This window comes from Kitasatospora sp. NPDC054768 (assembly GCF_053612025.1).
Genome location: NZ_JBSHBN010000010.1, coordinates 36,031 through 50,671, shown reverse-complemented (window position 1 = coordinate 50,671; position 14,641 = coordinate 36,031). Strand labels below are relative to the sequence as shown.

General features: G+C 69.7%; 17 protein-coding genes. 1 reads left to right on the top strand and 16 read right to left on the bottom strand.

What is annotated here, in order from left to right; all coding sequences use genetic code 11:
* Nucleotides 1-104: 104 nt before the first annotated feature.
* The 12 genes from ACWGKU_RS05065 to ACWGKU_RS05010 form a co-directional block, all read right to left on the bottom strand.
* A complete protein-coding gene (locus ACWGKU_RS05065) occupies nt 105-389 on the bottom strand; it encodes a hypothetical protein (RefSeq protein WP_452177075.1) in 285 nt (94 codons plus the stop codon).
* Complete coding sequence (locus ACWGKU_RS05060; RefSeq protein WP_452177076.1) at nt 382-1,215, bottom strand: hypothetical protein; 834 nt, start codon at nt 1,213-1,215, stop codon at nt 382-384. Before ACWGKU_RS05060 ends, ACWGKU_RS05065 begins: the two co-directional genes overlap by 8 nt.
* Nucleotides 1,216-1,247: 32 nt before the next feature.
* Nucleotides 1,248-1,652 (bottom strand): hypothetical protein, encoded by a 405-nt coding sequence (locus ACWGKU_RS05055; protein WP_452177077.1) that lies wholly within the window; start codon nt 1,650-1,652, stop codon nt 1,248-1,250.
* A 90-nt stretch (nt 1,653-1,742) separates the two neighbouring features.
* Entirely contained in the window at nt 1,743-2,123 is a 381-nt protein-coding gene (locus ACWGKU_RS05050; RefSeq protein ID WP_452177078.1) for a hypothetical protein, read from the bottom strand.
* A gap of 91 nt (nt 2,124-2,214) precedes the next feature.
* Nucleotides 2,215-3,117: a hypothetical protein gene (locus ACWGKU_RS05045; protein WP_452177079.1), complete on the bottom strand. Its 903-nt coding sequence runs from the start codon at nt 3,115-3,117 to the stop codon at nt 2,215-2,217.
* Between the two features lie 48 nt (nt 3,118-3,165).
* On the bottom strand, nt 3,166-4,305 hold the full coding sequence (locus tag ACWGKU_RS05040; RefSeq protein ID WP_452177080.1) for a PD-(D/E)XK nuclease family protein: 1,140 nt from the start codon (nt 4,303-4,305) through the stop codon (nt 3,166-3,168).
* 175 nt (nt 4,306-4,480) lie between these two features.
* On the bottom strand, nt 4,481-5,578 hold the full coding sequence (locus tag ACWGKU_RS05035) for an AAA family ATPase (RefSeq protein WP_452177081.1): 1,098 nt from the start codon (nt 5,576-5,578) through the stop codon (nt 4,481-4,483).
* Between the two features lie 37 nt (nt 5,579-5,615).
* A complete protein-coding gene (locus ACWGKU_RS05030) occupies nt 5,616-5,981 on the bottom strand; it encodes a hypothetical protein (RefSeq protein WP_452177082.1) in 366 nt (121 codons plus the stop codon).
* A gap of 217 nt (nt 5,982-6,198) precedes the next feature.
* Nucleotides 6,199-6,789, bottom strand: a complete 591-nt coding sequence (locus tag ACWGKU_RS05025; protein ID WP_452177083.1) for a hypothetical protein — start codon at nt 6,787-6,789, stop codon at nt 6,199-6,201.
* Nucleotides 6,790-6,979: 190 nt separating this feature from the next.
* Nucleotides 6,980-7,231, bottom strand: coding sequence for a hypothetical protein (locus ACWGKU_RS05020; RefSeq protein ID WP_452177084.1), 252 nt, complete (start codon nt 7,229-7,231; stop codon nt 6,980-6,982).
* A 29-nt stretch (nt 7,232-7,260) separates the two neighbouring features.
* Nucleotides 7,261-8,115, bottom strand: a complete 855-nt coding sequence (locus ACWGKU_RS05015) for a peptidoglycan-binding protein (RefSeq protein ID WP_452177085.1) — start codon at nt 8,113-8,115, stop codon at nt 7,261-7,263.
* Nucleotides 8,116-8,174: 59 nt separating this feature from the next.
* Nucleotides 8,175-8,474, bottom strand: coding sequence for a hypothetical protein (locus ACWGKU_RS05010; RefSeq protein ID WP_452177086.1), 300 nt, complete (start codon nt 8,472-8,474; stop codon nt 8,175-8,177).
* 496 nt (nt 8,475-8,970) lie between these two features.
* Between ACWGKU_RS05010 and ACWGKU_RS05005 the strand changes: the two genes are divergently transcribed.
* Nucleotides 8,971-10,038, top strand: a complete 1,068-nt coding sequence (locus ACWGKU_RS05005; RefSeq protein WP_452177087.1) for a trypsin-like serine peptidase — start codon at nt 8,971-8,973, stop codon at nt 10,036-10,038.
* Between the two features lie 59 nt (nt 10,039-10,097).
* Here the strand turns inward: ACWGKU_RS05005 and ACWGKU_RS05000 are convergent, their stop codons facing one another.
* The 4 genes from ACWGKU_RS05000 to ACWGKU_RS04985 form a co-directional block, all read right to left on the bottom strand.
* Entirely contained in the window at nt 10,098-10,229 is a 132-nt protein-coding gene (locus ACWGKU_RS05000) for a hypothetical protein (RefSeq protein WP_452177088.1), read from the bottom strand.
* 353 nt (nt 10,230-10,582) lie between these two features.
* Entirely contained in the window at nt 10,583-12,595 is a 2,013-nt protein-coding gene (locus ACWGKU_RS04995) for a hypothetical protein (RefSeq protein WP_452177089.1), read from the bottom strand.
* Nucleotides 12,596-12,597: 2 nt separating this feature from the next.
* Nucleotides 12,598-13,689: a hypothetical protein gene (locus ACWGKU_RS04990; RefSeq protein WP_452177090.1), complete on the bottom strand. Its 1,092-nt coding sequence runs from the start codon at nt 13,687-13,689 to the stop codon at nt 12,598-12,600.
* Nucleotides 13,689-14,615, bottom strand: coding sequence for a hypothetical protein (locus ACWGKU_RS04985; RefSeq protein ID WP_452177091.1), 927 nt, complete (start codon nt 14,613-14,615; stop codon nt 13,689-13,691). The genes ACWGKU_RS04990 and ACWGKU_RS04985 overlap by 1 nt, the downstream gene beginning before the upstream one ends.
* Nucleotides 14,616-14,641: the final 26 nt, after the last annotated feature.

Genomic DNA, 14,641 nt, shown 5'->3' with positions numbered 1-14,641 from the left:
GGGGGTGGTCGCCCGGCGGGTGGGGGGTGTTGTGGTTGTGGGGGGGTTGGGGGGGGGGGCCCGGGGGCGGGGGGGGGGGCCGGCCCCCGAGGCGGGTCGGCTGCTCAGGGGCGCTTGCGGGCGCGGAAGGCGGTGCGGGCCGCCCAGAGCGACAAGGCGAAGCCGGTGGCGCTCAGGGCCAGGGCGGTGATCTGGATAGCGTTCACGGGCTGTTCCGCTCCGGGTTCGTCAGTGGTGTCGGCGGTCGCCGTGGGGGTGGCGCATCGCTTCCTTGGCCCTGCGGAGGACCAGCTGGGCGGCACCGGCGGACTCGCCCAGAAGAGCTCGGCGAAGTCCAAGGGCGGTTCGAAGTCGTCGTCACCCAGCCAGCTGTCGGAGTGGTCAGCCACGGGAGCCCGCCATCCGCGCGGGGCAGTGGGGCGCGGTGAAGAGGCGGGCCGCGGCCAGGTAGGCGCCGGACGCGTCGCCGATCTTGATGGCGTGCGCGATCTCGCGACCGAGCTGCTCGTCCTCCTGCGGGGTCTGGGGGTGGACGAACCAGCAGGTGCACCGGCCCTGCAGGGCTCGGCCGTCGGAAACGAGTTCCGCCAGGGTGGCCTGGATGACCAGTGTGTGGTCGCGCCTGGCCAGCATGTACCGGGGCCATGCACGGCTCGTGTGGCACAGGGCAAGCCCCGGGGCCGCTGCCATGCGGGAGGCGACGTCCTCGACATAGCGGGCCGCGCCGGCGGGGTCGGGGAAGACGTCGCTGAGCTTGTGGGTCGCGGGGCCGTGGTCGTGGACCGTGGTGACGGCAACGACAACGGGGTGCGTGTGCGGGATGGTCAGGAGCGCGATGCCGCGGGCTTCGAGGTAGGTGTCGATCGAAACCAGGAGCGGGGAGAGGAGGGCCCCCTGGAGGCTGTCGGCTCCGTCTGCGGTGGAGTCGTACACGGTGTCGCCGATGGTGGGGTTGTCGCTACTGCTCCGGCGCACCCGCCAGTCGGTGGCGGTGTCGATGTCGTCGGGCAGGCCGTCGGCTTCGCCGGTGTCGATGTGCAGGTAGGTGCCGTCGGGCAGTTCGGCGGTGATCGCCTCGGTGCCGCTGTCGGAGGTGATGTCGGTGACGAAGCCGCGGCGGCGCAGCGCGGCGGTCAGGGGTGCGAAGGCCTCGTAGCGGGCCTGCCAGTCGGGGTCCGCGACGCGGGGGTGGGTGGGCAGTGGTGCGAAGGTCATCGGGGTTCCAAGAGGTCGTGTCGGCCGGTGGGTCAGGTGAGGCGCAGCAGGCGGGTCAGGAGGCCGCGCCGTCGGGTGCGGGTGGGCTTCGGGGAGGGTGGGGGCGGCAGGTAGCGGGCGATGGCGCCGAGGACGGGGCTGGGGTTGGTGCCGAGGTGGTGGTGGTCGCCGAGGAGGGTGGAGTCGTAGATGACGGCTCGCTGGCCGGTGGGGAGGGTTCGGGTGATCTGCCAGCCGGTGGCGCCGCTGGGATTGCGGGCGGCGGCTCCTCCGATGCCGTCGTCGGTGACGGCCAGGAGGGCGCCGTCGGGCAGGTGCAGGTGCAGGCTGGCGTGCCGACTGTTGGCGGCGAGGTGGAAGGGGATGCCGGCCCGGCGGGCGAGGTCCGTGATCGGCCGGTAGGTGTCGGCGAGGGTGGGGGTGTCGAGCGGTGACACGATTCCTCCGTACATGATGTGGCGCTCTTGCATGAGTTCCCATACAAGTTTGGGACGGCCGGGGGCGTGAACCCCCGGCCGCAGGGGGGCTTAGGCGGCGCGCTCGGCGGAGTGCCGGTCGGACCAGGTGGCGAGCGTGGCGGCCATTGCGCGGAGCCGGGCGGCGAGGCGCCGGGCGTTTCGGATGTCGAACTGGTTGGGTTCGGCGGGCAGTTCGTGGCGGCGGTGACCGAGGGAGTCGAGGAAGTCGTCGACATGGTTGGACAGTTCCGCGTCGGCGGCGTCCCGGTCGGGGGCGGCGTTGACACTCTGGGCGAGGGCGGCGATCTGGTCGAGTTCGTCGTCGATCTCTTCGTTCTCGGCGCGCTCGGTGGCGATGGCGCGGACGAGCGGGTCGAGGATGCTGGAGTAGTCGAGGGCATAGGTGGGGCGCCCCTGGTTGTCCTTGACGGCGATGAGCGTGGGCAGCATTTCGATTCCCTTCGTCCGGGGGTCCCCCCCCTCTTCGTGTTTAAATTCTATACTCATTCAATGGGGGGCACAAGTTCCGCCAGCCGGTTACCTATTCGTGATACTTGGCGCGTTGGCGCGCGGCCTTGACCGCCTCGAACGCCTCCCGCCTCGCCGACTGCACCGCGTCCGCGCTGACCTCCGCCTGCTCTCGCCGCACCTGCGCGTCCCTCCGGAAACCGTCCAGCCACTCCTGCTCCCGCTGCCTCTGCGCCGCCGTGCGGTCCCGCTCCTCGGCCTGCCGCTGCGCCCGGGCGCTGGTTCCGCAGGCCCGGCAGTTCGCCGCGACCCTCCGGTGACGCGAGCACGGCCGCGCCTGCGACTCCTCCGGATCCGCCAGCTCCCCCGCGGCGCCAGCCGTGGGGGGTAGGGGGGTAGGTAGGACGTAGGTAGGAGAAGGAAAGGAAGGGGTTCCCCCGGGGGAACCTGGTGGGTTCCCTTCGGGCGATGTGGTGGGTTCCCCCGGGGGAACCTTCGACCTCGGCGGAGGTGGGTTCCCTTCGGGCGCCCCACGGCGCTCGGCCGCCCGGAGTTCCCGCTCCTCGATGTCGCGGGAGGTACGCGCCGGGGCTGCCGGGGCAGCACGCTGGGTCCGGGGCCGCGCCAGGCGAGGGTTCCGCGGCGCGGCGACCGCCGCACGCTGACGCTCGCGCAGCTCCTCCCGATCCGGGGTCCGCGGCACCCCGGCCGGGAACACTCGGTATACCGCGGCACGACCGGGTTTGCCGACCTCCACGCGCTCCACCAGACCCTTCGCCACCAACGCCGTGACCAGGGTGATCGTGCGCTTCTCCGACACGCCGGTCCACGCCGCCATGCGGTGCATGCCCGGGCTCGACAGGCGGCTCTCGTCGTCCGCACTGTCGCAGATCTTCATCAACGCGAGCTTCTCGGTCGGGTTGCCGATCACCGCCGGCGGCAGGTATGCGGCGGCGACCATGAGTTGTATCGACATGCGGGACTCCCCCTCGGCGGCACGGTGCGAACTGGTGCTGCACCGCGCTCATTTGGGGGCCGCCTTGACCTCGATCCGGCGGGAGCCCTTCTTCACGACCTTGCGCGTGGGCACCGCGATGCCGGCCGTCACGAGGGCCTTCACCATGCGGTCCGCGTCGGGGACCATCGGTATCTGCGCGCCGAAGTCGTCGAACAGCTCGATCATGGCGCGCACGTCCGGCTCCTCCACCTCCTTGTCCTCGCCCCGCCACCCCAGGACGTTGCGCCCGTACGTCCCCGCTTCGGTGCCGTCGACGGCCTTGCGCACGAACTTCTTGATCCGGTCGGCCTCCGCCCAGTCCTTGTGCGCGTCGGCGTAGTCCGCCAGGTGCACCGCCACGTCCTCACGGTTGTGCACGATGTTGGCCTGTACCGGCCGCCCGGACGCCGGCACGCCCCAACAGGCCGTCGCGAACGGGCAGTAGTCGCACACGGTGTCGATGCCGGGCCCGTAGAACGAGCGGGGGGCCTGCTCGGGGTGCTCGGTCTCGGTGATCCGCTCCAGCCACCACACCGCCTCTTCGGCGATCTCCGGGTCGTAGGGGAACTCCTGGATGAACTCCTCGCCGGAGTCGCGGGAGATGAACCGCATCCGCACCCGCTCGACGTCGATCGGGCCGAGCCGGGCCAGGACCCGCTGGCCGTCGACGTCGGCGAAGCCTCCGGTGCGCAGCAGCCGCACATAGGTCATGACCTGCCGAAGCTCTCCGGCGGTCGCGCCGTAGCGCCGCACCTCGTCCCAGCGGTAGATGGTGCGGGTCTTGATGTCCTCCACGGTGTTCACGTCGGCGGGCACGGTGGGGCGCAGGCGGCGCGGGAGCTGGCGAGCGGTGGCCCGGTCGAGCTGGACGATGTCGATGCTGCCGCGGATCGTCGCGTCGGCGACCCGCTTCTCGACGAGCCAGCCGAACTCGCGGCGGGCGGCGGTGGTCAGGCCTTCGTGGATGTAGGTGCCGAGCATCGCGGCCGGGCTGACAACGTGGTCGGTCGGCTCTCGGCCGTGGTGGATGTACGCGGCGCGGCGCTCGCACACGAGATCGGACGCGCCGAGCTGGCGTTGCCGGGAGCGCGGTCGGGCCTGGTCGACGGCGTCGGCCGCGACCCAGATGGACGGCGACTCCGGTAGGTCGAGGACGGGGGTGGACATGGGTGTACTGCTCCAAGAGGTCGTGACGGCACAGAGGCCCGCGAGGGGCGGGGCCGTCGGCAGGAGGGCATGCCGAGGTGCCAGCGCGGCTGCGGTGTGCGGCGTGCCGGCCGGGGTACGGTGCGCGTGGTGACGACGGGGCCGGGCTCCTGGCGAGGAAGCCCGGCCGTGTCGGTCAGGCGGCGGCTGGGGTCTCGCCGACGATTTCGGCGTCGGCCTCGGCCTGCTGCGCCTCGGCGGCGGCACGCAGGCGGGCGGCGTTGCTCTCCGGGACGTCGTCGATGCCGGCCTTCGGGGCGGCGAGCTCGGCGGCGCGGGCCTTGACCGCCCCTCGGACGGTGTGCCACTCCATCTCAGACAGGCCGGTCTTCGACCCGGCATCCAGCTCGTCCCACAGCTTCAGGCAGGTTTCGCGGTCGCCGGCGGCGGCGATGCGCTCCATCCACGGCCCGGTGCGGTCGCCAACCAGTACGGGCATCTGTCGGGGCTGACTGGCGGTGGAACAGCCGAGCAGGTCGAACACCAGCCGCTCGATGGTGAAGTCGGGCAGCTGCATGGGCTTGCCGCTCTCGACGCGGAACTTGAGGGTGCGGGCCTTGACGAGCTCAGGGGTGTGGTCGCGCCGCATCCGCACCCACGTGGTGACGTCGAAGCCGAGGTCCTTCTGCGCGCCGACCTTCCACTCGCGCACGGGACGGCGCCGGTCGTCCAGCAGGGGCTGGCCATCCTCGTTCGTCGCCGAGATCTCCTTGCCTCTGGCGAGCATGATCGCTACGCCGGGGAACGTCTGCATGGCGCGGATGACCCTCTCCCAGCGGCTAACGGAGTCGTTCCACAGGTTGCGGGTGACGTCGATGTTCGCGTCGGGGTCGTCGCGCAGCTTGTCCCGGTTGCGCTTGGAGCGGCGGGCCCGGGCGTGGGCCCAGTCGGACAGCATCCGCCACAGGGCGGTGCCGGAGTCGACGATGAGCACGACCGGGGGCTCGCCGGCTGCTGCGGCCCGGCGGGCTTCCTCTTTGACAGCCTCGATCTGCTCGGCGATGTCCACGTAGGTGCCGTCGTGGTCGATCACTTCGAACCTGGCGCCGGGGATCGCGCCGTACTCGTCGGCGGATCCTTCGGACAGGTCGAGGACGTAGCAACTGCCGACGCGCTCGGACTTCGTGAACTCGACGGCCGTGTAGGACTTTCCGGCGCCTTCCTCTCCTTCCAGCAAGATGAAGGGGAAGGGGATGACGCAGGTGGGCTTGCGGGACTTGATCTTCGGTGGCACGGGTGGGTTCTCCAAGAGGTCATGACGGTGCGGTGCTTCAGTCCGTACGCAGGGCGCGGACTTCGATGCGCGGCGCCCACTCGGGGTGAAGCTCGATGAGAAGGCGGGCGTAGCGCGACCTGAAGTCGTTGTTCAGCCGGAAGTCGCCGTCGGAGCCGAGGGTGGCGCGGCCGTAGGAGTAGCGGACGAGCTCGAAGAGCATGCCGAGGCTGATCGTGGCGAAGCGCGCTTCGATGCACTCCGCGGTGAGCCGCTCCAGCTCGGATAGGACCCACGGGTTTTCCCCGTGGAACTGCTCGAACCGCTCCTGGATCGTCCCCGCGCGGGGCGTCCCGGCTGCGGGCACGACGATGCGGCGGACGGTTTCCAGACCAGGAAGGTGGTCCTGAGTGACAGCGGACACGGCGCTCTCTCCCCTCAACTTGATGGGGATACTAAGCAAGAGTCCCCATACAAGTCGAATTTCTGATTACCCCCTCTCCGCGGAGAGGGGGTGGCCGAGCGCCTTCTGCTGTGACACCACACGGCGGCGAGCGCACCCTCACGAACGACCCCATCCTCAGGGGGCGAGCCCTTCACTCACCCTCTTGTTTATATTTTATACTCATTAATGAGGGTGGTCAACTCTTCTTCTTGACTCCCCTCGTGAGGATCTTGGATCCAGGACCGCCGTACTGGCCGCTCTTGAGCCTCTCCACGACCTCACTGCTGATCTCGGGCGTCTTGCTCTTGATCTTGGAGAAGCGGTCCGTGCTCTCCAGACCGTCGATGGCGCTGCTCAGCAACCACAGCGGCGAACCCGACAGGGACCAGTCCGGCGCCGGGAACGCGCTCGCCTTGATCGCGGCGCTCAGTCGGGGCAGGAAGGCCCCGGGATCCTCGCTGACGATGGCGGCGATCTCCTGCTGGCCGACGATCGGCGGCAGGTCGGCACGCTGTACCGTCAGTGCGGACACGAGACCCCGCCCCGGGGACTGCTCCTCCACCAACTGCTCGACGACGGCCATGTTCGGCTCCTTCGGGCGCGCGAACCGCTCGCCTTGGGCAACCGCGAAGCCGATCGTCCAGTAGGCCCGGCCGCTGACGATCACCGCCTCGCTGTAGTCCAGTTGCCCGCGCTGGATCCATTGCGCGACATTGCGGGCCGTCCCGTCGTAGATCGCGCTGAACTCCTGTTGGCCGACGAGCACCGGCCGCCTCTTGACACTCACTTCCGCCACTCCCTGCCATCGTGAAAAGTGAGTATTAAGACTATGCCCAGGCTGTGGAAAACCTGGTATCGAGCCCCAGTGATAGAGTATGAAGTCCAAGAGGTCGGGCCCCCATTCCGCAAGGAACGGGGGCCCAACTTGTTCTCCGGCACGGCGCCGGGCGCACGGCAGCACGCGCCGTCCTCTCTACCTACTGCGGCAGCGCCGCCTTCGCCGCCGGGTAGGCCGGGGGCTTGGCGTAGCCGAGCAGCCAGCCCCACCGGGGCGACAGGTAGTGTTCCGCCGCCCGGAACACCGCGTAGTAGGTGAAGGACGCCACCGGCACCAAGATTCCGGCGAGGGCGGTGGCGTCGAGGTCGAGTCCGTAGCGGGCGGCGGCGGCCACCAGCCAGCCCACCAGGGCGGGCACGCCGGTGCGCAGCAGGGACAGGTAGAAGTTCACCGGGCTCCTCTCGGTTGCGGGGGTGTCGGTCAGGACCACAGACGGCTCCAGGTGGACGGGCCGGGCAGGCCGTCGGCATCGGCGCCGCTCCAGCCCTGGGCGCGCTGGAACGCGGCGACGTTCGCCCGGTCGGCTTCGCCCCAGGACCGCGACGGGCCGACCTTGTAGGCGCCGCCGAAGCCCTTGCGCACGAGCTGCTGTCCGAGGGCGAGGATCGAGTCGTTCACCCGGCCGGGCCCGAAGGCGTCCCGGCCGGGGAACGGCGGCGGGCCGGACGGCTGCGGGGCGGGGCCGTTGCCGAGCCGGGCGGCCACCCGGGCGCGGAAGTCGTTCATGTCGATGCCGACCGGGTCGGGCTTTCCGACCTGCCACTCCTTGTGGCCGATGACGGACCGCGAAGACCAGCCGTGCGCCCGGCACACCGCGGCGGCGGCCCGCACCATCGCCTCGACCTGGCCGTCCGGCCAACCCTCGGAGCCGGTTCCACTGTTGACGCACTCGAAGCCGTAGAAGCGGGAGTTGCCGTCGGTGTTGTTCTGGTCGACCGGGGGCAGGGCCCGCTCGGCGATGACGGCCTGGAGGACATCGCCGTCGCCCGCGCCAGCGTGGTTGGTCCGGCCGTAGCCGACCAGGTGCACGCCGCCGTCACGGTCGATGACGCCGTGGCACAGCGGGCCTGGCAGCCCGGCGTAGCCGTCCCGGCAGATCTGCACGGAGTTGGAGGTGCCGGAGGTGGCGGTGTGGTGGATCACGATGCCGTGCACCGGCCCCCACGCGCCCTTGGAGTCGCGGTTGTGGTTGCGCCAGTCACCGACCTCGGTGACGGAAAGTCCCTCACTGCGAAGGGAGTTGAGGAAGGTATCGGCGCTCAGAGGCGTTGCCAAGATGTGGTTCGCGTTTCTCCCCCGCGCACCAGGTGGTGGTGTAACTCGGCGCCAGCTGCCTACGTGTGTGCACCCTTGGAGAGCAGCCACAGCTGCACGGCCGCGACGACAAGCGGTGCGAGGAACGCGCCGATCAGCCACCGCCGGTTGGCGACCGCTGCCGCCTCGGCTGCTTCCCGTGCGCGGGCCTCCGCGGTGAGGTCCCGTTCGATGACGACGAGCCGCTGGTCGATCAGCCGCTGATCGGCGACATACACGTCCTTGGTCACGGCCTGCTCGATCCGACCAGCCAGGACCTGGAGGTCGGCCCGCAGATTCTCACGGAGGCCTGCGATGCCCTCCCGCTGATCCTCGCGCATCTGTTGCAGAGCACGCTGAAGCTCCCCCAGCGTGGGCTCGACAGTTGGCGGGACGCTCACAACAGACTCCAACAGGCGTTCCCCGCGCCGGAAGTCATTATACGGCTTCCGGCGCACACCATCCCGATGTCGACCTTGCGCATTACATGTGCTTTGCCCAGGTTTTCTTCAAATCGATCCTGCCCTTGGGGCCAAATGCCCAACGAGAGAAATCAGACATTTCGCACACCCGGCCCAAGCTATGGAATACCCACATCGATCACATTTGCCTCCCGATCAATAATCGAGCCGCCGCCCGGGTTGCCCTCAAATATCCCCTGGAAGATTTGAGACACGCTGGCGAGAGATTCGGACAACGACATGAGTGCATCAATTTGATCAACAGGGCTCCGTTATGGTCAGAATGCGCCGTGGGCAAACGGTGCTCCGCAAATCGGATTGAACGGAGTTGGAGTTGCAGTTTCGTCGAACCTTCGTTGTCGCTACGATTTTGATCATGTCGGCAGTCGGAGCAAGTATCGCCACGGCTGCCCCTGAAGGCCCTCCCGCTTCAGGGGCAGCCGAAGCCGATGTCACCTCATGGACCGCATCCGGGTCCGAGCAAGCCGTCCTCGACTTCTGGACGCCCGAGCGGGTCCGTCAAGCAGCCGCCAACCCGCTGCCTGTGCAGACGGTGTCCAAGGAAGCCGCCGACAAGGCTCGTGAACTGGCAGCTCAGCACATAGACACCAGTATCCGGAAGACGAAAGAGGTCGTCGCAGACGCCGTCGCACCGCTCAGGCCCCGGCAGGACACTGCGCAGGCATCACCGCTTGCCACCACCTCAATCGGGGACCTCTCTCGTTCGGACCTCGCCGCTACCCTCGGTGGGAAGACCAAAATCACCGGTCGGCTCTTCTTTGACGTCGACGGTGAGACGCTCGGTACGTGCAGCGCCGCCGTCATCGTCTCGAACAACAAGAACTCGATCTGGACGGCCGGCCATTGCCTGCACAGCGGCAAGGGAGGAAACTTCTTCTCGAAGTTCGTCTTCGCGCCAGGGTACGACGAAACCGCTCCCTGGGGATTCTGGCCGCTGAAGAACATCATTGTCTCGTCCGCATGGGCCGATGACAGTGACAATCTCTGGGGTGACATGGGTGGTGGAATCGTCGCACCGCTATCCCAGTACGGAAACCTCCAGGAATGGGTCGGCGCCTATGGATACCGCTTCAACAGCGAATCCGACATCGCCGGGGTCACTGCTATCGGGTACCCGGTGGACGGCTACAACCGCCCCAGTTCCGATTTCCACGACGGAGCTAAGCCGATGTACTGCCACGGCAACGCCTTCGACGCGGGCAACTGGAACCCTTTCGACGACCGACTGAAGCTCTCCTGTGACATGGGGCACGGCGCCAGCGGCGGTCCCATGGTGGCCGGACTCGACGGGAACAGCCAGATCGTGGGGGTCAACAGCCACCGGCTGGCAGACGGCAACAACAACTGGGTCGACAACTACATGTACTCGTCCAACCATGGAAGCAGCGCCGCCGGTGTGATGAGCTGGCTCAACTCTCACTGACCTCTACCGGCGTCGGGGTGGGACTGCGCGTTCGACCTGCGCAGTCCCACTCCTGTGCGCTACTTTCCTCCCCCACGGATCTCACCCATCAAGGCCTTCGGCGGGTGCGAACGCAGGTAGTCCTCAAACGCCGCCGGAGTCTCGACATACTTCTGCATCTCTGAGGTGACCGGCAGGTTCTCCTGCGTCACCACCCCTCCTGTGTCCCGAGCAAGGACCGCCGCGCTGACACCGCCAGCTGCGATCAGAACTCCCCCCAACGCCAACACGACTGTCCCTGCACGTCCCACGGCCATACTGGCCTCCCCTCTCTGCTTACACCAACCCCGGCCTGTCATCGGCGTACCGCAACACGACCCCCAGGCCACAGACGGTCCGGGCACTCGAAGCCGCCTCTCAACAATGTAGGCGGACAAACACCATGCCGTGAGCACTTGAACAACTGCGCTCCCCCGACGAACTGCCCTCCCTGCGTTGGAAACCAACCCGACAGCCGCCTCCAACACTCCGCCCAGTGACGTCGCCGTGAGACGCCGAAGTACGGTCAGTCGACGCAGGACCACTCCACCCCACTGAAGCTGATCCAGCCACCGAGCGATCCGGATGCACTTCCGACTTCCAGGTTCCCGTTGGGCTGGAGCCAGAGTGACGTGACCTGCCCGTTGGCGCCAGCGAGACTGAATACCTCTCCCACCCGCGGCCTCATTGCGGGGTCGTCGATGACGGCGACGACCCCTCCGCTGAACGATGTCGGAATGGCCGCGATTCCGCGCAGCATCACCGTACCGTCGGGTCTCTTCTTGGCTCCGACCGAGCGCCAGCCGGTCAGCGAGGTGCAGCCGTTCTGGAAGGTCGGTGTCGTCCACGACGCCGATTCCAGCCGGACGGTACCGCCGGTAACGACGATGTCTCCGCCCTGTACGCGCAGGCCGGTGCTGCTCTGCAGCAGCATTCCGCCGGCCAGCGCCTTGACGGTCAGGCCCGTCTTGTCGAGGTAGGTGGCGGCGACTTGGTCGACGAGCTGCACGATGTGCTGGGAGCAGCTGAGCAGCTGGATCGCGGACTTGGCGTTGTCCTGGCGTCGGGCGGTGGCGACGACCGTGGCCTCGGCGGAGCCCGACGTCGTTCCGGCGGTGGTGGTGACGGACGCGCCGCCGGACTGCCAGCCGCCGACGGCTTCCAGCGTGGCGCGGCCCTGGGGGGCGTATCCGGCGTCCGGGCCGCCCGCGGACAGTACGAGGCGGCTGGTGTGTGCTCCGTCGGGTGTCACCTGTGGGCTGGACAGGGTGCTGCTCGGCGCGCTTCCGTCGGGGGTGTCCTGGACGTTGGCGGTCAGCCGGGCCGGCGCCCGCTCGGCGGAGGCGCCCGAGTAGAGGAGGGTGGACGGGGCGGACGTGCCGTTCACCGGGTCGGTCGGGACCAGCACGACCCGTCGGCCGGTCGTGCCGGTCTGAAGGGTGCCGCCGGTGACGGTGCCGCCGGTGATGGTGACGCCCTTGATGGTGCGCCCGTCGATGGCGTCGGCTGACAGGGCTGCGGCGGTGATGCTCCCGGCGGCGAGCTTGTCTGCGGTCACGGCGCTGGCGGCGATCTTGTCGGCTGTGACGGCAAGGGCCTTCAACTCCCTGGCGGTGACGGCGTCGGCGGCGATCTTCCCCGCCGCCACGGCGTCCGCGGCGAGGTTCACCGCGGTGACCGAGTTGGCGGCGAGCTTCGACGCGGTGACCGCGCTGGCGGCGAGCTGCCCGGCCGTGACGGCGCTGGCGGCGAGGTTCGCCGTGGTGACCGCCCCCGCAGCGAGCTCTCCGGTACTGATGCTCCCGGCGGCGATCTCCCGTGCGGTGATGGCGTCGGCGGCGACCGTGCCCGGGGTGACGGAGTCGGCGGCGAGCTTCCCGGCCACAACGGCCGCTTCGCCGAGCTTCGTGGCGGTCACCGCGGCGTCGGTGAGGGCCTTCTCTCCGATCGCCCCGGCGGCGACCTTCGCGGCGGTCACGGCGTCGGCCGCGAGCTGGAGCTCACCGACGATGCCGTCCAGTACCTCCTGGGCAACAACGGGGGCAGGCCCGGCGGATGCGCTGGCCGACGGCGCCGACGCCTTGCCGGAGGTGCTGCGCGCCACCAGGGTGACCCACACCGGCGCGGTCGTAGGGACGGTGACGACTCCCCCTTGCGGCGTGTCGATGGTGGTGACGAGGGTGACGGGCGACGGGGTGGTGCCCGCGGCGTTGGAGGCGTGTACCTCGATGCGGGCCAGGTCCAGCGGGCTGGGCGAGCCGTTCGCGAAGCGCCCGTCCCAGCCGACGCGGACGCCGCCGAGGGCTGGCGCCGCGGTCGGCGCGGACGGCGTGGGCGGGACAGGTCCGTTGACGACGGTGACGGCGGTCGTGCCGTCGGGCTGCTGGCCGATGATGGCGCGCAGCCGGCCGCCGGAGGTCACGGTGAGGGCCCCGTCGTCGATGCTGCTGTGGGAGAGCCGGGAGGACCGCGACAGTTCGAGGAGGGCCGTTTCCAGCGTCGCGATGCGCGTGGCGAGGGCATCCAGGGCTGTGGGCACGATCAGGCTCCGGTCGTGTAGGCGCGGTCGAGGCGCAGCGTGGCGGTTTCGGGCTGGTCGCCTTCGGCCGGGTGCAGGGTCCAGCCGGTGATGCGGCACCAGCTGTCGAAGTCGGCCCACTCGTCGTGCAGGGACACCTGCACGTCGTCACCCACCTGCCAGGAGCCGATCGGCGCGGCAGGGTGGTCGACGACGGTGATCTCGTCGACGGTGGTGAGCTGTTGGCGGCGGGCGCGCTCCGTGCGGGCGATCTGGGCAAGGGCGGCGGGGTCGGTGACCGAAGGCCGGTCGAGGACGTGCTCCAGACGCAGCCGCCCGTCGCGGACCGCGTCCACCGCCCTGACTTTCGCGCTGCCGTCGCCGGCGCCGAGCGCGACGACGACCTGGGCGTAGTCGTCGGCGCTGCTGGTGATCGGCTCGGGCTTGACGATGTTGACGCCGCTCGCGAAGTGCAGGTCGGTGCGGCGCGTGCCCAGTCGCGGCCAGGCGACGAGGATGCGCCGCCCCGGCCGCTCGCCCTCCCAGGCGACGGTCTCTGTCCACTCGGGGCCGCCGTCGAGGGCGGTGGCGTCACGGATCACCCCGGACAGGGGCGGCGCCTCCCATTCCTTGGTGGTGTAGGGGTGTTCGGCGTCGCCCAGACGGGCGGGGCAGCCGCCGGGTGGCAGGTCGACGTGCACGCCGAGGTCGCCGTCGGGCTGCTCTTGGAGGTAGGCCCAGGTGTCGGCGATGACCTGGCACGGGTCGGCTCCGGTGTAGGGGCCGCGGCCGCCGAGGTTGCCGTGCAGGTCGTGGCGCCGGGTCGGGTAGGCGCCGAAGCCGGCGGCCTCCAGCGTCAAGGCGGAGCCCTCGGGCTTCGCCGACCAGATCTGGCCGCCCCAGGCGAGTTGCTGGTCACGTGCCGCCCACAGCAGCACGGTGCCGGCCTCCGCCTGGCTGGGTGCGAGGTGGGCGAGCCGGGGATCGAGGGTGCCGCGCATCTGGCCGGGCCCGTTGCGTTCGAAGCCGAAGGAGACGCCGCCCAACGGCAGTTCGTACGCCAGGACCTCACCGGTGAGGGCGTGGGTCGTGAAGTACCGGTACGCGGGGGGCATCAGTAGGTGCCTTCGACGAAGTCGACGTCGACGTGCATGGTCGTCGCGTTGTTGAGGTCGACGTTGCCGCTCGTGTCCAGGCGCAGGGCCTGCACGGCGAGGGGCAGGGTGGTGCCGCGCTGGTCCAGGCGGAACGTGTAGTTGTCGACGATGGTGATGGACTCCCGCGACACGACGGTCAGGGCGTCGGTGTCGAGGTAGCTGTCGGAGCCCGGGCCGCCGCCGAGGACCTGCCGCCACGCGATGTTCACCGAGCCGGCCACCCGTAGGCCGTGGAGGCTGGTGACGACGATCGCGCCCGTCGCCCAGTACGGAACGTCGACGGTGACCTTCGCGCCGATGCCTGCCGGCCAGTCCTGCCACGTCGCCGCCGGGGGGATCGACGAGTCGGCGAACCCGCCGATGGTGCGGACGCGGCGCTCCCTGCGGGGGTTGGCGACCTGCCTCAGGTCCGTGATCATCGCGTCGGTGACCGTGGCGCAGTTCGGCGGCTGGGTGATCCGGGCCAGGGGTATCGCGGTCATGCCGGGCGGCGGTGCCGAGGTCGTCGCCGAGACGCCCGGGATGACGTGGAGGTAGCCGATGTCGTCCGTCGCGGGGTCGCGCGAGCCCTCGTACTCGGGGTCTTCAACTCGGAGCACCAGCAGGTCGGTTCGCCCGGTGGCGCCGGTCGGGGCGATCGGCACCAGGTGGTCGCCCGAGTTGTACTGGGTGTAGGAGCCCTGGCCCCAGGTGGCGCCTCGGACGATCGCGGAGCCGGTGCCGACTCGCACCCCGGGCCCGGGGGTGGGGGTGGAGCGGACCCGAAGGTCTCCGCCTTCGGTGACTCCCTGGGAGCCGCGGGACAGGTCCCGGATCATCATGCGCAGTGCGCGGGCGGGGTGGATGCCGCCGGTGACCATGAGGGGCGGCTGGATGAGCGTCATTGCGTGGTGCAGCTTCCGTACGGAGG